This is a genomic window from Pseudomonas sp. MHK4 (assembly GCF_054600775.1).
Genome location: NZ_BAAIAK010000001.1, coordinates 1 through 17109 on the forward strand (window position 1 = coordinate 1; position 17109 = coordinate 17109).

At 61.4% G+C, this 17109-nt stretch carries 16 protein-coding genes and 2 pseudogenes; 8 read left to right on the forward strand and 10 right to left on the reverse strand.

What is annotated here, in order from left to right; all coding sequences use genetic code 11:
- The 8 genes and pseudogenes from ACYP2Q_RS00005 to ACYP2Q_RS00040 all read left to right on the forward strand — a co-directional run.
- A pseudogene (locus ACYP2Q_RS00005) lies at positions 1-214 on the forward strand (hypothetical protein); the annotation flags it as partial.
- A complete protein-coding gene (gene tssA / locus ACYP2Q_RS00010) occupies positions 211-1797 on the forward strand; it encodes a type VI secretion system protein TssA (RefSeq protein ID WP_459728501.1) in 1587 nt (528 codons plus the stop codon). The pseudogene ACYP2Q_RS00005 and the gene tssA, both read left to right, overlap by 4 nt.
- Before the next feature lie 24 nt (positions 1798-1821).
- Positions 1822-3591 carry a type VI secretion system baseplate subunit TssF gene (gene tssF, locus ACYP2Q_RS00015; protein ID WP_459728502.1) on the forward strand — a complete coding sequence of 590 codons (1770 nt, stop codon included), beginning with the start codon at positions 1822-1824 and terminating at the stop codon, positions 3589-3591.
- A complete protein-coding gene (gene tssG / locus ACYP2Q_RS00020; RefSeq protein WP_459728504.1) occupies positions 3555-4652 on the forward strand; it encodes a type VI secretion system baseplate subunit TssG in 1098 nt (365 codons plus the stop codon). The genes tssF and tssG overlap by 37 nt, the downstream gene beginning before the upstream one ends.
- On the forward strand, positions 4633-5124 hold the full coding sequence (gene tssJ / locus ACYP2Q_RS00025) for a type VI secretion system lipoprotein TssJ (RefSeq protein ID WP_459728505.1): 492 nt from the start codon (positions 4633-4635) through the stop codon (positions 5122-5124). Before tssG ends, tssJ begins: the two co-directional genes overlap by 20 nt.
- Positions 5125-5172: 48 nt before the next feature.
- Positions 5173-5619, forward strand: coding sequence for a type VI secretion system baseplate subunit TssE (gene tssE / locus ACYP2Q_RS00030; RefSeq protein ID WP_459728506.1), 447 nt, complete (start codon positions 5173-5175; stop codon positions 5617-5619).
- A gap of 15 nt (positions 5620-5634) precedes the next feature.
- Positions 5635-6846: an OmpA family protein gene (locus tag ACYP2Q_RS00035; protein WP_459728507.1), complete on the forward strand. Its 1212-nt coding sequence runs from the start codon at positions 5635-5637 to the stop codon at positions 6844-6846.
- A 108-nt stretch (positions 6847-6954) separates the two neighbouring features.
- The gene (locus tag ACYP2Q_RS00040) at positions 6955-7623 is read left to right on the forward strand and encodes an ATPase (RefSeq protein WP_459728508.1); all 669 of its coding nucleotides are present in this window, start codon (positions 6955-6957) and stop codon (positions 7621-7623) included.
- 4 nt (positions 7624-7627) lie between these two features.
- On the opposite strand, the gene ACYP2Q_RS00045 is transcribed toward ACYP2Q_RS00040, so the two are convergent.
- The 10 genes and pseudogenes from ACYP2Q_RS00045 to ACYP2Q_RS00090 form a co-directional block, all read right to left on the reverse strand.
- A complete protein-coding gene (locus ACYP2Q_RS00045; RefSeq protein WP_046817264.1) occupies positions 7628-8224 on the reverse strand; it encodes a cytochrome c3 family protein in 597 nt (198 codons plus the stop codon).
- Positions 8225-8233: 9 nt separating this feature from the next.
- Positions 8234-8719: a nitrate reductase cytochrome c-type subunit gene (locus tag ACYP2Q_RS00050; RefSeq protein WP_459728509.1), complete on the reverse strand. Its 486-nt coding sequence runs from the start codon at positions 8717-8719 to the stop codon at positions 8234-8236.
- An 11-nt stretch (positions 8720-8730) separates the two neighbouring features.
- Positions 8731-11235 carry a nitrate reductase catalytic subunit NapA gene (napA, locus tag ACYP2Q_RS00055; protein ID WP_459728510.1) on the reverse strand — a complete coding sequence of 835 codons (2505 nt, stop codon included), beginning with the start codon at positions 11233-11235 and terminating at the stop codon, positions 8731-8733.
- Entirely contained in the window at positions 11232-11492 is a 261-nt protein-coding gene (locus ACYP2Q_RS00060) for a chaperone NapD (RefSeq protein WP_459728511.1), read from the reverse strand. The genes napA and ACYP2Q_RS00060 overlap by 4 nt, the downstream gene beginning before the upstream one ends.
- 32 nt (positions 11493-11524) lie before the next feature.
- Positions 11525-11692 carry a periplasmic nitrate reductase, NapE protein gene (gene napE / locus ACYP2Q_RS00065; protein ID WP_459728512.1) on the reverse strand — a complete coding sequence of 56 codons (168 nt, stop codon included), beginning with the start codon at positions 11690-11692 and terminating at the stop codon, positions 11525-11527.
- A 225-nt stretch (positions 11693-11917) separates the two neighbouring features.
- Positions 11918-12103 (reverse strand): hypothetical protein, encoded by a 186-nt coding sequence (locus ACYP2Q_RS00070; RefSeq protein WP_459728513.1) that lies wholly within the window; start codon positions 12101-12103, stop codon positions 11918-11920.
- Positions 12104-12259: 156 nt separating this feature from the next.
- On the reverse strand, positions 12260-13546 hold the full coding sequence (locus ACYP2Q_RS00075; RefSeq protein WP_459728514.1) for an NAD(P)/FAD-dependent oxidoreductase: 1287 nt from the start codon (positions 13544-13546) through the stop codon (positions 12260-12262).
- 144 nt (positions 13547-13690) lie between these two features.
- Entirely contained in the window at positions 13691-15055 is a 1365-nt protein-coding gene (locus ACYP2Q_RS00080) for a glutamine synthetase family protein (protein WP_459728515.1), read from the reverse strand.
- Positions 15056-15478: 423 nt separating this feature from the next.
- A pseudogene (locus ACYP2Q_RS00085) lies at positions 15479-16198 on the reverse strand (substrate-binding domain-containing protein); the annotation flags it as partial.
- A 7-nt stretch (positions 16199-16205) separates the two neighbouring features.
- Positions 16206-17105, reverse strand: a complete 900-nt coding sequence (locus ACYP2Q_RS00090) for a bestrophin family protein (protein WP_459728516.1) — start codon at positions 17103-17105, stop codon at positions 16206-16208.
- Positions 17106-17109: the final 4 nt, after the last annotated feature.

Below are 17109 nucleotides of genomic sequence, written 5' to 3' on the forward strand. Positions count from 1 at the left end.
AGCCCAGGTCACGCCACTGGACGATGGCGACAGCCGTTTTCGGATGGTGCTCAAGGCGCCCGATGGCATCGGCCTGACCTGGTACTTGCGCACCGAACTGGGGGCAGGGCCGATGGCGTTGCTCAAGCTGCGTGGTTTCAAGATGCCGACGCAGATCTTTCTCGGCAAGGACGAAAAAGCCATGCCCTATGCACTGAACGGAAGGTCTGAATGAGCCTGGACAGATTGATCGAACGTTGCCTGGGGGAGCGGGATGCCCTGGGTCTTGCCCGGGCGCAAGCAGGGCACTGGCAATCCTGGTTGCAGCCGATCAGCGCGGATGTGCCCGCAGGGAAAGACCCGGCGTGTGATGATGATTTCCAGCGCATGCGTGAGGAGGTCAACAAACTGTCCGGGGCCGATGTCGAACAGGTCATCCAGCTGGCGCAGACGCTGCTTGCCGGATCCTGCAAGGATCTGCGCGTGGTCACTTATTACATATGGGCACGCTTGCACCGGGATGGCGAAGCGGGCTTGGCCGACGGTCTGAACCTGCTGGCCGCCTTGCTCGAACGCTACGCGGTCCAGGTGCTGCCCGCGCGTCCCAACAGCCGCAAGATGGCACTGGAGTGGTTGGCGAGCAGCAAGGTGCTCGACACCCTGTCGCGGTACCCCGAAGTGGTGAAGAACGAGGCCGAGGGGACGGTGGCGGCGCTGGTCTGGCTGGAACAAACGCTGGCTGCCTGGCCCCTTGATCAGCGTCCGGCCCTCGGTGCGCTGTATGCCGCGTTGTCTGCGCGACTGGCGCAATCCGGTGGGGTCGACGCGCTGGTACCGCAGAACATCGCCCGCTTTGAGACGAACACCCGAACGGCCGCCCCCGATCCAACGGCCATCAAGTCCGGGCGTGACCTGCTGGACGGCGGCCGGGCACTCGCCGGCTATCTGCGCGAGCAGCCCCAGGGGTGGCTGGCGGCGCATCGCCTGATGAAAAGCCTGCGCTGGGACACCGTGCATCAAGCCCCGCTCCAGGACGCCAGCGGCAAGACTCGCCTGACACCACCCCGTGGCGAATACCGCGCGCAACTCAAGCGCCTGCATCTGCAGCAGAGCTCCAGTGAACTGTTGGATCTGGTGGAGCGGATCTACGCCGAGGGCGTGAACCATTTCTGGCTGGATTTGCAGTGGTACCTCTACCAGGCACTGAGCAAGCAGCCTGCGCCACAGGACAGCTGGGCCGACATTGCCAAGCGCGACCTGGGCATGTTCCTCGAGCGATTGCCGGGGCTGGAGGCACTGTGCTGGAACGACGGGTCGCCCTTGGCGGACGAGACCACCCGCGAGTGGATCAGCCAGCACGTCTGTGGCAATCGCCCGCAGCAATGGCTGCCGGCGCCGCCCGTTGCCGTGGCCGGCGCCGACCTCGAGATCTTGTCACTGGAAGGCGAAGCCCTGGCCCAGGCCGACAGCGACGGCGTCGAACACTCGCTGGCCTGGCTGGCCGCACGCCCGGGCATCCATACCGGTCGCCAGCGCTGGCTGTTGCGCCTGTTGATGGCACGGGTGGCCGAGCAATACGGCAAGAGCGAACTGGCCATCCACTTGCTCGGCGAACTGGATGCCAGCGGGCAACGGCATGGGCTGGACGAATGGGAATCGGAGCTGAGTTTCGAGGTCAAGGCGCGCCTGCTCAAGCTGATGCGCTTGAAGGCTCAACGCAATGATGCAGACAAACCCACCCTGAACCGGCGGATGGAGGCGTTGCTGGCAGCGCTGGTGGCTGTCGACCCGGTACGTGCCGCAGTGCTCTGTGGCTAAACCTCATTTATCAGGATTCTTTCTTTGAACAACGACAATCTGACATTGCGTTATTTCGACGCCGAGATGCGCTACCTGCGCGAGGCTGGCAAGGAGTTCGCCGAGGCCTTTCCGGACCGGGCGGCCCAGCTGAACCTGGACAAGACGGGCGCGCGCGATCCCTATGTGGAGCGCCTTTTTGAAGGTTTTGCCTTCCTGATGGGGCGGTTGCGGGAAAAGCTCGACGATGACCTGCCGGAGCTGACCGAAGGCCTGGTCAGCCTGCTCTGGCCACATTACCTGCGCACCATTCCCTCGCTCTCGATTGTCGAGCTGATGCCCGAGCTCGCACAGATGAAGCGCAGCGAGCGGATCGGCAGCGGCTTCGAGGTGCTGTCGCAACCCATCGGGCCGCTGCGTACCCGCTGTCGATACTCCACTACCCAGGACCTGACGTTACAGCCGCTGGCCCTGGACAGTGTGCAGTTGGCGCATGAACCGGACGGTCGTTCGTTGCTGCGACTGCGCTTTGCCTGCGGGGCGATGGCCGACTGCAGCGCAATCGACCTCAGCCGTCTGCCGTTGTACCTCAATGCCGATGCCGCGCTGGCCAGTGCGCTGCATCAGGCGCTGACCCTGAACACCCAGGCGTTGTATGTGCGTCTCGAGGGGCAGGGCGGGCGCCAGCGGCTGGAGGGTCGATTCGGGGCCAAGGGCTTTGCCGACGAGGATCGCCTGTGGCCCAAGGGTGACAGTGCCTTCAGCGGCTATCAGTTGCTGCTGGAGTATTTCACCTTTCGCGAGAAATTCATGTTCGTGACCCTCTGCGGGCTCGAGCAATTGAAGCTTGAGAAAGGGACGTCCTGGTTCGAACTCGAAGTGGTGCTGCGCGAGCCTTTACCCCAGGCGTTCACTCCAACCGCCGAGCACATTCGCCTGCATTGCGTGCCGGTGATTAACCTGTTCACGTTGGAGTCGGACCCCATGACCCTGGCGCCCTTGCAAACCGACTACCTGCTTCGCCCCATGCGTTTGCAGGACGGCCATACGGAGATTTATTCGGTGGATCGGGTCACCGGGTCGAAGAGCGCCGTGCGCCACGAATACGTGCCGTTCAGCAGCTTTCGTCACAAGGGCGGCATGTTGCGTGACGAAGCACCCGAGCGTTATTTCCATACGCGACTCAAGCGCGGCCCCAATGGCCTGCATGACACCTGGTTGATCCTGGGCGGCGAAGGTTTCGATCAGGATCGGCTCGACACCAGCGAAAGCCTGTCGTTGCGCCTGACCGGCACCCACGGCCAGCTGCCGCGCAAGGCCCTGCAAGGCACCTTGCTCGATACGCCGGTGCAACCCATCGAGGTCGACTTGCGAGTGCGTAACTTGTGTGCGCCGACCTTGCCGTGCTATCCGCCCAACCGCGACCGCTTCCACTGGCGGGTGCTGAGCCATCTGGGGTCGAACTTCCTGCCGATGCTCGACAACGCCGAAGTGCTGCGCGGCACGCTGGCGCTGTACGACTGGACGGGCAGTGAGCTGAACCGACGTCGCCTGGCTGCGATTGTCGAGGTTAGCCACCACCTGATTCAGCGCTTCGAAAAAGGCTTTCTGCTGCGCGGGGTGGATATCGAAGTCACCCTGGACGCCAACGGCTTTAGCGGTGAGGGCGACATCAGCCTGTTCGGCGAAATGCTCAATCGCTTCTTCGGCCTGTACGCCGACATCCATCTGTTCAACCAGCTCACGCTGATCCTTCAACCTTCCGGGAAGTGCCTTCAATGGAACGAGAACCACAGTCAGCGTATTCCCGGCTGAAAGCCAGCGGATTACTGGAGGCACTGCAGGGACAGGTGGCCGAGGCCCATCTGTATCGCTTCTGCCAGTTGCTCGAACAGGCGCTGCCCGATCACCCACCATTGGGCAGTACCACGTCGCCGGCGGATGACCCGGTACGCTTTCGGCCAGACCCCGGCATGGGTTTTCCTGCCGGTGAATTGAAGGCGATTGAAACCGACGATAAACACCCTGGGCGGCCGGCCACGGTGCGCACGCGCCTATTGGGTCTGTACGGCGTGGACTCGCCATTGCCCACGGCTTTTCTGGACGATATAGCCCAGCGGCGCGAGGGGCATGAGGCACTTGAAGCCTTCCTCGACATTTTCAACCACCGGATCTTTACCCAGTTCTACCGGATATGGCGCAAGTACTCCTATCCGGCCACCTTCGCAGCCGGGGGGAAGGATGCGACTTCGCAATGCCTGTTGGGATTGGTCGGCCTGGGCATTCCCGGAACGGCCAGGCAGATCGGAACGCCGATATCGCGCTTCCTCGCCTTGCTCAGCGTGATGCGCCTGCCGACCCGCAACGCCGAAGGCATCACTGCGCTGGTCAAGCTGCTGGCCCCCGAAACCCGAACGCAGTTAACTCCCCACTGGCCGCAGAAAGTGCTGTTGGCGCAACCGGCGAGCTTGTCTGCCAAACATCCGGTGCGACTGTCCCAAGGCACTCCCTTGGGCTGTGTCGGCTATGACGCAAACAGTCAGCTGCATCTGGCGCTGTTCACCGAAGACCGGGACGAGGCCCGAGGCTGGTTGCCCGGTGGCCAGTTGTACAACGATCTGCTGGTACTGCTGCGCGTTTACCTGGGCTGGCGGTGCACGGCAAAGCTGCAATTGTCGTTGCCCCTGCACAGCCTGCCACACCCGCTGTTGGGACACGCGCCAGTATTGCTGGGCATGACCGCGGTGCTCGGCCTGGGCAGTGCTGCCTGGCCTGCCTGTGAAAACTCCACCATCACGATCAATCTGGGCCGCTATCAAGGCCTGCAGGACAACCTCCGGGATAGGAAGAAACAGCATGTCGTGTACGGTTACTAAATCATTTGCAGTCGCCGCGTTCGGTGTATTGCTCGGCGGTTGCGGGGTGACCCAGAGCGTGACAGACGCAACGACCTCGACCACAGCGGCGATCTTCTACAAGCAGGTGAAAACCCTGCGCCTGGACCTCAGCGGGCGCGCGGCACTGAACACCGCCGGGATCGATATGAATGCGTTATCCGTGCCGACCCTGGTGCGGATTTATCAACTGCGTGACCGCAAGGCGCTGGATAGGGCGAACTACGACAGCTTGCTCAGCGAGGACGAGCACTTGCTCAGTGCCGACCTGCTGGACAAGCGAACCCTGGTGATCAAGCCCGACGAGGGCGCGCAACTGAACATCCCCCTGGACAAACAGGCACGCTACGTCGCCGTGGTTGCCTTGTTCCGCGAGTTTGATAGCCGGACCGATAGCTGGCGCCTGACCCTGGCCCGCGATGACCTCGACCCGGACCGGGTGCGGGTGATCTAACTGGGGGACAACCGCCTGACCCTGCGCCCACTGGTCAAGGAGTGACAGATGAGCGATCTCAATCCCTCGCTGTACGAGACACTCCTGCAGAACTTCGACGGCGAACTGGATCTGCATCAGGTCGCCGAAGAGGATCAGGGCACGCTCTCGGTGCTGGACAACCTGCACCGCATCCTCAACTGCCGGGCCGGTGCGCTCGACCATCTGCCCGATTATGGCCTGCCGGACATGGGCCAGATCCTTCAGGGCCTGCCCGGATCGGCGCATGGACTGATGAGTGCCATGGGCGACACCCTGGCCAAGTACGAGCCGCGCGTGGCCACGCTTGGCATCGAGCTGTTGCCCCAGACCCGACCGGGTCATCTGGAGTACAGCCTCGAGGTGCAACTCAAAGGGGGGCGGCGAGTGACCTTCGGCACCACAGTGACGCCAGGGGGCAATGTCCTGGTGCGTCACTTGAAGCGCCAGCACTACCTGTCGATGTCCGGGCTTTAACCAAAGGAATGCGCGATGACAGCGTTGTTTGAAATGCGAATCAGGCTCGGCGGCGATCCAGGTGCCTTCAGTGAGTTCAAGGCGCTGCGGGAAGAATTGGCCAGACTGAGTCATCCGGCCTGCCCGGATGTGGATTGGACCAAGGTGGAGCAACTGTGCCTGACGATGTTCCAGCGCAACGGGGCGGAGTTGCAAACGGCCGCGGCTTTCGCCCTGGCCCGTAGTTACCTCCACGACCTGGAGGGTATGGCCCAGGGGATCGCGCTGATCGAGGCGCTGGTCTGCGAATGGGCAACCCTGTGGCCCGCGATGGAGCCGGCGCGCCTGGATATCCTGGCCTGGCTGTTCGCGCGCCTGCAGCCCCTGTTGCGCAGCCTGGAACTGCAACACTGGAGCCTGCCTGCCGTTGCCCAATTGGGCGCTGGGCTGGAGCGCCTGCAAGCACGACTGGATCAAGAGGCGCAGCGCCCGCCGGGTTCATTGCAAGCCTTGCGTCAGCAAGTCGACAGCCTGCTGCAGCGATTGGCGCAGACCCACGCCCAGAGCCACGCCCAGAGCCACGCGCAAACCCACGGGTTGTTCGACGCGGTGGCGTTGTCGACGAGACTTCCACAACTGCCCCAGGTGATGCCGGTGGTCATCCTGCCGACACCGCCGATGCCTGTAGTGCTGGCGGGCGGCCAACCGAAAAAAATGCATCGCGTTGCCCCTTGGCTGTTCGCGGCCGCCGCGACGATCACCTTGGCTGCAGGTGTCGTTTGGACGGCCTGGCTGGCGAACGCCGACAAGGAGGGCGTGAATCGCCTCACCAGTGTCTTCCGAGCGTCACCCGTAGTGCCCGAGCCCGTGCGTCTGGACAGCCTGTCCCTGTTCGCGCCCGGCAGCGCCGAACTCAAACCCGGTTCGACCAAGGTCTTGATCAGCGCCCTGGTCGACATCAAGGCCCAACCTGACTGGTTGATCGTTATCGCCGGGCACAGCGATGCGAAGGGCAATGCCGAGCAAAATCTGCAGTTGTCCCACGCTCGCGCTTCAGCCGTGCGCAGCTGGATGCAGCGGATGGGGGATATCCCCGACAGTTGCTTTGCGGTGCAGGGTTTTGCCGACAGCCAGCCAGTCGCCAGTAACGACAGCGAGGATGGTCGCGCGGCCAACCGTCGTGTCGATATCCACCTCGTGCCTCAGGACGGAGCCTGCGGAAAACCGGGCGAGCAGGTGCCGTCATAGCCACCATTCATTTGCTCGATACTCATCATTAAGCAATGCAAGTTCTGTTTTTCCACCAAGGGAGGAAGATAGCGTGATACCGATCTCGCCATTGAAGGAATAAGCGCGATGAGAATCTCGACCCTGCTGGCTTTTGTCGCCCTGTTCAGCGGTGGCATCGCTGCCACCGCACCGGCCATTGCTGCCGATGCGTCCTGCCGTTTCCCGCCGATCGCCGACAGCGCCGCCCGTTTGCAGCACGCGCAAACAGTGGCGGTGCTCTACAGCGAAAATACCCTCAATACCCAGCAATACCTTGAGAGCTACCACGATGTGGCAGTGAAGGGGGCGCAGAATCCCGGGCTGGATTCGCGGATCAGCCAGGCGTTCGTCGACAGTTCCGATCCGCAGCGGGCGATCGGCTGGTTGCTGGCGTCGTTGCAGAAGGAGTTTGCTGCGGTGACGGTCTACGACAGCCTGGATGCGGCGCTGCAGGCGCATCCGGATGTGGTGGTGATGCTCGACACCTACAGTCGCCTGGTGTCGAAACGCAACAATCAGGTCGAAGCGCGGTTTGTAGCGAAATTCTACGATGCGAACCTGCAATACATCGGTCAGGCCGCAGGCTCACGTGCAGAGCAGATGCCCTCTGTGTGGGTGCATGGCAAGGCCGCGCCGCAAATCGCCGCGCAAATCAATCAGCAAACGGTGTTGCAGGTGAATGCGTTGAAACAATTCGATGCGTCGCTGAAGTCGCTGGTGACGGCCGACCATGTGGATCATGTCGCGAGCAACTGAACAGCTACCAGCCTTTGACGCCGCTCATATCGGGTAGCTTGTGGGCAATGCCCTTGTGGCAGTCGATGCAGGTTGCCTCGCCCTTGGCCAATGAGGTCGAATGCATGGCAGCCGCCCGTTTGCCCTGGCGGGTAAAGTCCATGAACTCGAAATTGTGGCAGTTACGGCATTCGCGCGAGTCGTTGGCCTTGAGCCTGGCCCATTCATGTTCCGCCAGTTCACGGCGCAGGGTGAGGAATTTGTCGCGGGTGTCGATGGTGCCGAACAGCTTGCCCCAGACTTCCTTCGATGCCTGCATCTTGCGTGCAATCTTGTGGGTCCATTCATGGGGCACGTGACAGTCCGGGCAGCTTGCGCGCACGCCCGAGCGGTTGGTGTAGTGGATGGTGTCCTGCAGTTCGACAAACACGTTGTCGCGCATCTCGTGGCAGGAAATGCAGAATTTCTCGGTGTTCGTCAGCTCCAGCGCCGTGTTGAAACCACCCCAGAAAATGATCCCGGCGATAAAACCTCCCAGCGTCAAAAAACCCAGGCTGAAATAAACGCTCGGCCGACAGAGGATGCCCCAATAGTCCTTAAGCAGGGCGAACAGTGCTTTCATGGCGCCTCCTCAAGGTTTCTGCGCGGCGTTGGCGTCGTCTTGCAGGATTTTGTCGATGGTCTCGAAGCTGTTGCCCACCAGCGGCAGCACATCTTTTTGCGGCACATGGCACTGGTTGCAGAAGTAACGACGCGGTGAGACAGCCGCCAGCGCCTGGCCGTCGCGGTCCATGTAGTGGGTGATGCTGATCATCGTCGCCTGGCTGCGTGCACTGTTGGCCCGGCTGTGGCAGGACAGGCACTTGTTGCCGTTCTTGTCGATCTGATAACCGCGAATACTGTGGGGGATGGTCGGTGGCTGGTCAGGGTAATTGCGTTCGCGCTTGAGGTCCTTGTTTTCATCGTCGGCCAGTGGCGGTGCAGGCGCATTTTGCGTCAGGGTGCCGCCGGGCCGGCGTCCGTCCGGGCCCGGCGCATCCAGTGGGTAGTCGACCTCGGCGGCGATCACCGCGCCCATCACGGCGAGCAGGAACAACGGCAGGATGCGAAAAGTCATGACGGTTCTCCTCAAGCCACGCTGATCAACTCGATGCGGATCGCGCATTTTTTGTAGTCGGTCTGCTTGGAGATCGGGTCGGTGGCATCGAGCGTGACCTTGTTGATCAGCTTGTTGGCATCGAAAAACGGCACGAACACCAGGCCGCGTGGCGGTTTGTTGCGCCCGCGGGTTTCGATGCGGGCACGGATTTCACCGCGGCGGCTGATCAGCTTCACTTCACTGCCGCGGCGTGCCTTCATGGCCTTGGCGTCCTCGGGGTGCATGTAGACCAGCGCGTCCGGCACGGCTTTGTACAGTTCATCGACCCGTTGGGTCATGGTGCCCGTGTGCCAATGTTCAAGGACCCGGCCGGTGCTCAGCCAGAACGGGTAGTCGGCATCCGGCGCTTCAGCCGGTGGCTCATAGGGCAGGGCGAAGATGATCGCCTTCTTGTCCGGGTAGCCGTAGAACTGCACTTCGCTGCCTGTTTCCACATAGGGGTCGAGCCCCTCGCGGTAACGCCAGCGGGTTTCCTTGCCGTCAACCACCGGCCAGCGCAGGCCGCGTTCGGTGTGGTAACGATCGAAGGCCGCCAGGTCGTGGCCATGGCCGCGACCAAACTGGGCGTACTCTTCGAAAAGACCCTTTTGCAGGTAGAAACCGAAGGCCTTGGCTTCATCGTTCTTGTAACCGGTCTCGATTTGCTCGATCGGAAACTCGTCGACCTGGCCATTTTTGAACAGCACCTCGAACAGGGTTTTGCCCTTGTACTGCGGTGCCTTGGCCAGCAACTCTGCGGGCCAGGTTTCATCGGTGGTGAAGCGCTTGGAAAACTCCACCAATTGCCAAAGATCGGACTTGGCGTCCCCCGGCGCGCTGACCAACTGATGCCAGAACTGCGTGCGGCGCTCGGCGTTGCCAAAGGCGCCTTCCTTTTCCACCCACATGGCGCTTGGCAGGATCAGGTCGGCGGCCTGGGCGGAAACGGTGGGGTAGACGTCCGAGACGATCACGAAGTTTTCCGGGTTGCGCCAGCCCGGCAAGACTTCCTGCATGATGTTAGGCCCGGCCTGCATGTTGTTGCTGGCCTGGGTCCAGTAGACGTTGAGTACGCCGTCCTTGAGCATGCGGCTTTGCTGGACCGCATGAAAGCCGACTTTCTCCTGGATGGTCCCAGCCGGTAGCTTCCAGATTTTTTCTGCAGTGGCGCGGTGTTTCGGGTTGGTCACCACCATGTCGGCGGGCAGGCGGTGGGAGAAAGTCCCGACTTCGCGCGCCGTACCACAGGCCGACGGTTGGCCGGTCAACGAGAAAGGGCTGTTTCCCGGTTCGCTGATTTTTCCCGTGAGTAAATGGATGTTGTAGATCAGGTTGTTGGCCCACACCCCACGGGTGTGCTGGTTGAAGCCCATGGTCCAGAACGATACGACCTTACACTTGGGATCTGCATAAAGCTCGGCCAGGGCCTTGATGCGTTCAGGCGCCACCCCGGTTTCCTTCGCGGTGCGTTCCAGGGTGTAGGGTTTCACGAACTCGGCGAACTGCTCGAAGGACATGTCCGTCCAGCTATTGGCCTTGTCGGCATTCTTCGCCTGTTTTTCCAGCGGATCATCCGCACGCAAGCCGTAGCCGATGTCGTCGGCGCCCTTGGCGAAGCGCGTGTGCTTGCTGATGAAATCCTGATTGACCGCGCCGCTTTCAATGATGTGGTTGGCGATGTAGTTGAGAATCAACAGGTCGGTTTGCGGCTTGAACACCATGGGGATGTCGGCCAGTTCGAAACTGCGGTGTTCGAAGGTCGACAACACCGCGACTTTCACGTGCGGATAGCTCAGGCGCCGGTCGGTGACCCGGCTCCACAGGATCGGATGCATCTCCGCCATGTTCGAGCCCCACAGCACAAAAGCGTCGGTGGCTTCGATGTCGTCGTAGCAGCCCATCGGCTCATCCATGCCAAAGGTACGCATGAATCCCATCACTGCCGAGGCCATGCAATGACGGGCATTGGGGTCGATGTTATTGCTGCGAAAGCCGGCCTTCATCAGCTTGTTGGCGGCATAACCTTCCCACACCGTCCATTGTCCCGAACCGAACATGCCGACCGATTCCGGGCCCTTGTTTTTCAGGGCCTGCTTGAATTTTTCCTCCATGATGTCGAAGGCCTTGTCCCAACTGATCGGCTGGAACTCGCCTTGCTTGTCGTACTTGCCGTTGGTCATGCGCAGCAGCGGTTGGGTCAGGCGATCCACGCCGTACATGATCTTCGACAGGAAATAGCCCTTCACGCAGTTCAATCCGCGATTGACCTCGGCCTTGACGTCGCCATGTGTGGCGACCACCCGGTTGTCCCGGGTCGCGACCATCACGCTGCAACCGGTGCCGCAGAAACGGCAGGGCGCCTTGTTCCAGTCCAGGGTAACCATGTCCGCTTCGGTCACCAGGTTGCTGGCAGTGGTGAAGATCGGCAGGCCGGCCGCGGAGGCTGCAATGGCGGCGGCCTGGGCCTTGACGAATGCTCGGCGCGACATGCTCATTGGCTGTCTCCCGCGGGATCGAGAATTTCGTGATAGATCAGCGCGGCGTTGAGTACGCCCGGCAAATTGTTGATTTGATCGATGCGTTGCAGGATCTGGTTTTCGTGTACGGCCTCGAGGACTACCACCAATTTGCCGGCGGCACTTTCCTGATGCAGCTCCACGCCGTCCAATAGGCGCAGGTTGGCTTTGACGGCATCGAACAGTTCGGGTCGGGCAAGGACCACAAGGCTGGCTATATGCAGGGGTTCGTCCATGGCGGGCTCCAACAGGCTCTAATGGAAGGCTTTTAGTTGGGTGGACCGGGAGGGCCGTAGAGCATCTGGAAAAACCAGATGATGAAACCGTAACCGCCGACGATGACGACTGAAAGTAATGGAAACAGGCAAACGACAAGAAACAGGAACAGCCGCATTTCCTTGCGACGTTGCGGTTTTTGCTCTTCGGTCAATGACATGGAGTGCTCTCCAGCCGAACTTGCATTCAGACTAGATCACTAAGTTTTGACGGGTTTAGTGGCTGCGGATTTTATCGACCGGCGGCGGGTTATGCGGATTGTCCTGATAGGAATAATTCTAACGCTGGGTGTCATTACAGCGTTGAGTTACAAAAGAGGCGGCCAGCTGATACGCGTTCTTGTTTGACAATTATTCCAGCCAATAAGCGAAGGATGAGCGGGCCTTCAGGTGTGCACCAACGCAATGGTGAACGAAACCACGATCATGCAGGCAAAGGCGAAATTGATATTCATGACGTTTGTTTCCGATACAGGGGTGATGGCGCTCATCTTGAACAGATCGGGCGCAAATAAAAAATTCGCCTTGGTGATTTGAAAGATCGAAAGAATTGATACTTGGCTGAGCGTCATGTGGCGACGGGCAATGTCGAGGATTACCGCAAGCTTGGAATCGAGGTAACGCAGGCAGATTCTTGAGCGTTATGTCTCACTGAAGAACAAACTGTAGGAGCGAGCAAGCTCGCTCCTACAGTGGATTGGGGTTGTTGCCTCAACCTCGCAGTTGCCTTAGCGCAGCCGCTCCAGCATCTGGTAGTACCACATGCCCGCCGCCAGCATCGGGTTGCCGAGCAGGTCGCCCATGGGCACGCGGATGTGCTGGCAGGCGGCGAAGGTGTCGAAGTGTTCAAGCTGGCCGGTGATCGCCCGGCCCATGATTTCGCCCATGATGTGGGTGGTGGCGATGCCGTGCCCGGAGTAGCCCTGGCAGTACCAGACGTTGTCCGAGAGTTTGCCCAGTTGCGGAATGCGGTTGATCACGATACCCATCGCGCAGCTCCACTGGTAGTCGATGGCCACCCCTTTGAGTGCCGGGAACGTCTGCTCGATGCACGGGCGCAGCTCGGCGGCGATGTCGCGCGAATCCTTGCCGCTGTAGTTGGCGCCGCCGCCGAACAACAGGCGGCCGTCGGCGGTCAGGCGGTAGTAGTCGAGGACGAAGCGGCAGTCGTAGACCGCGAGGTCTTCGCGGTTGATCTGCCTGGCCAGGTCCCCCAGCGGCGCGGTGGTGACGATGCCGCCCATGGCCGGGAAGATCTTGCCCTTGAGCTTGCCCGGATCAAGTTTGTGGTAGACGTCGCCGGCCAGCAGCACCTGGTTGGCGTCGATGCGGCCGTGGGCAGTGCGCACACCTGGCTTGTCGCCGTGAATGATCTCCAGCACTTCGCTGTTTTCGAAGATCAATGCGCCGAGGCTTTGCGCTGCGCGGGCTTCGCCGACGCACAGGTTGAGTGGGTGCAGGTGCATGTTGCGGGTGTTCTTGATCGCGCCGTGGTAGAGGTCGCTTTGCAGCAGGTCGCGCACCTGGCTGCGGTCGAGCAGGCTGACGTCATCGGCCATGCCACGGCGCAGCGCTTCTGCGTAGTCCTTGCGCAAACCGTCCATGTGGCCGGGCTTGTAGGCGGCGTGCAAGTGGCCGTGCTTGAGGTCGCAGGCGATGGCGTATTTCTCCACCCGTTGCTCGATGATCTGGTGCCCGCGCCAGCGCAGGTGCCAGATGAAGTCATCGACGTCTTCGCCGAGGGTGCGGCGCATCTGTTTGCGCATTGCTTCGTCGCCCGAGAGGCTGCCGGTGACCTGGCCGCCGTTGCGCCCGGTGGCGCCCCAGCCGATCTTGTGGCTTTCGACGATGGCGACCTTCAGGCCTTTTTCAGCCAGTTCGACCGCGGTGGCGACGCCGGTGAAACCGCCGCCGATGATGACGACGTCGACGCGGTGTTGGCCTTGCAGGGTTGGGTAGTCGGTGTCGTGGTTGAGGGTGGCGGTGTAGTAGGAGTTGCAGCGTGGTTGAGTCATGTCAGTGTCCAGGCAAATGGGGCGTGAACCTTGTAGGAGCAGGCTTGCCTGCGAAGAGGCCGTGTCAATAAACATTAATGTTGAATGACACACCGTCTTCGCGGGCAAGCCCGTTCCTACAAGGGAGGCGATTGAGCAGAAGGCTTACGCCTCAGTCAGATACCACCGCCAATCCTGCTCACCCACTTCGGCCATGAACTGCCGATACTCTGCACGCTTGACCGCCAGGTAAACCCCCAGGAATTCCTGGCCCAATGCATCCCGCGCCCACACCGAATTTTCCAGCGCCGTCAGTGACGTCAGCCAATCGGTGGGCAGTAATTGCGTGGCCTGCGCGTAGCCGTTGCCTTGCACCGGTTCACCCGGATCGAGGTTCTCGCTGATGCCGCGATGGATGCCGGCCAGGATCGCCGCTGCGGCCAGGTACGGGTTGGCGTCGGCGCCGCAGATGCGGTGTTCGATGTGCCGGCTGTTGGCCGGGCCACCGGGCACACGCAGGCTGACGGTGCGGTTGTCGACGCCCCAGGTCGGGGCCAGCGGCGCATAGCTGTTGGCCTGGAAACGCCGGTAGGAGTTGGCGTTGGGGCAGAACAGCAACAGCGAATCGAGCAGGCTGGCAAGCATGCCGCCGATGGCCGTGCGCAGCAGCGGGGTGCCGGCCGGGTCCTCGCAGGCGAACAGGTTGCGGCCTTCGGCGTCGGCGATGCTGACGTGCATGTGCATGCCGGTGCCTGCCAGATGATCGAAGGGCTTGGCCATGAATGTCGCCTGCATGCCGTGCTTGTGGGCCACGGCTTTCACCAGTCGTTTGTAACGCACGGCCTGATCCATCGCCTGCAAGGCATCGCCGTGTTCGAGGGTGATTTCCACTTGCCCCGGGGCGTATTCGGAAATTGCCGTGCGCGCCGGAATGCCATGGAGTTTGCACGCGGCATAGAGGTCGGCGAGGAACGGTTCGATCTGCTCCAGCTCGCGCAGGCCATAGACCTGGGTGTGTCGCGGTCGACCGCCATCGGCGTCCAGCGCCGGTTGCGGGCGACCGTTTTGGTCGCGCTTGGCGTCCAGCAGGTAGAACTCCAGCTCGCACGCCATCACCGGGTGATAACCCTCGGCTTGCAGACGCTCGATGACCTTGATCAGCAGATGACGCGGGTCAGCGATGCTCGCCGGCATGCCTTCTTGCGGATGCATGCTGACCTGCACCGCCGCCGTCGGAATCTGCCGCCACGGCAATCGCACCAGGCTGCCTTCGAGCGGATAGGCGCGGCAGTCGATATCGCCCACCTCCCAGACCAGCCCGGAGTTCTCGACGTCATCGCCCTGCAAGGTCAGGCCGAGAATGGTGCTGGGCAGCGGGCGACCGCTTTCATACACCGCCAACAGTTCCTCGCGGTGCAACAGCTTGCCGCGCGGCACGCCGTTGGCGTCGAGAATGAACAGCTCGATCATGTCGATATCGGGGTTGTTCGCCAGAAAATGTTGGGCGTCTTCAAGGGCTGCGAATTTCATTGTTGGTCACTCACGTGGGCGTCCCGCGGACGCACGGATTCAGGCCAGGGCGCGACGACGGATAGAGATCCGCCGCGGGCTGGCAGCTATAGCGAAAAGGAAGGGGGCTCGACGAATCGCGGACGCGATCAAGCGAGCAGGGTGCTATCCGGCGGGCGTGCGGAGTGACGCAGTTTGGAGCGGCGCAGGGCCATGGGCAGGTTGACGATGCGTTTCATGGGGCAGTGCCACCCACGACCGACGCGGAGGTGGTCAGGACCGAGACATCCAGCAAGTGGTGCTCTGAAGGTGAGTTGCTCATGACTCAGGTTTCCAGCAGGGGAAAAATCGTCGGTGGCGGGTAGCCGCGGTGACTGGATACTAGGGGTGAAAGTGAAAGCTGTAAACGTCTGTTTTCAGTCTCTCTCTCGCCACGCGCCGAGTTCAGTGCCTTGCAGGAAACAACTGCCGCGCTTGCGCGAAACACTTCTCGGCAATCGCCGAGCGCGGTTCGGTCTTGCGCATGACCAGGCCCAAGGGCGCGAGCACGCTGGCATCGGGCAAGTCGATGAACGACAGGTGTTCGATCGGCTCTTCCAGACCGCTATCGAGGGGCATGATCGCGCAGCAGAAACCTTCGTGGATCGCCTGGAGCAACTGGTAGGTGGAGTCGCTTTCCAGGATCGGTTGCGGGTCGAGCCCGCGGCTGCGCAAACTCAGGTCGATGGATTTGCGGTAATGCATGCCGTTGCTGAGCATGCCCAGTGGCAGCTCGGCGGCGTCTTCCCAGCTCATTTGCGTGCCGTCGAAATGGAAGTGACGCGTGTCGTACAGCAGGCCAACGCGGGTTTCGCCGATCTCGAAAAACTCGAAACAGTTCGGGTTGACGTGGTCGAGGTAACACACGCCCAGGTCGAGCTGGTTATTGCCCAGTCCCTCGATGATCTGGTCGGAACTGAGTGACGACAGGCTGAACTTGAGTTCGGGAAAGTTGCGTGAAAGACCCTGGATGTAGCTGACCGGGTTGAAACTGCTGAGCGGCACCAGGCCCAGGCGCAAGTTACCGACCAGTTGGCCGCGGCAGGCGGCAGCTTCGGCGAACAGGCCGTCGTGGGCGGCCAGCAGGGTCCGGGCCCATGCCAGTACCCGTTCACCGGGTTTTGTGTGTATGTCAGCTCAGTACAAAATCCACCGGCTCAAGCGCCGGCGGCAGCTGCGTCACACCCAGCGCCGCCAATACATCGCGCTCGATGTTGCGCACGATGGCGTCGGTGGGCAGGTCGTTTTCGTCGCGGCCGAAGGGGTCTTCCAGTTCGTCGGCAATCGCATCCAGGCCGAAGAAGGTGTAGCTGACGATCGCGGTGAAGATCGGTGTCAACCAGCCCAGGGGTTCGGCCATGGCGAACGGCAACAGGATGCAGAACAGGTAGATGGTGCGGTGCAGCAACAAAGTGTAGGGGAATGGCAGCGGGGTGTTCTTGATCCGCTCACAGACTGCCTGGGCGTGGGTCAGGCTGGTCAAATGGTTGGCCAGGAGCGTATAGCGCCAGTCGTTGATCACCCCGGATTCGTTGAGTGACGAGCACTGCTGAGCTACCTGCAGCAGAATCTGCCCGCTCACATCGGTCGTGTTGCCCTTGGGCATCGGTTGCAGCCAGTCGCCACTGGCGGCCAGTTCGTTTTCCCTGCGCAGTCGCGCGTTGAGCGCATGGGCGAAGCCACACAGGTTGCCGAGGATCGTGTGTCGCTCAGGCGCGTCCTTGATGATCTGGGTTTCACGGATCATCGAGCGGATGTCCACGATGATCTCGCCCCACGCCTTGCGCGCTTCATACCAGCGGTCATAGCACGCGTTGTTGCGAAAGCTCATGAAGATCGACAGCGACAGGCCCAGCAAGGTGAACGGCGTTGCGCTGACCTTGGAGAAGTAGGTCGGGTGCAGTGTTTCGATCAGCACGATGGCCGAGGCGAGCAGTGTCACTAACAGACTGCGCAGGGCAATGCGCTTGGCGATCGAGCCCTTGAGCGAGGTCAGCACGCCGATCAGGTTGGGTTTGGGTCTGACGATCATGGTC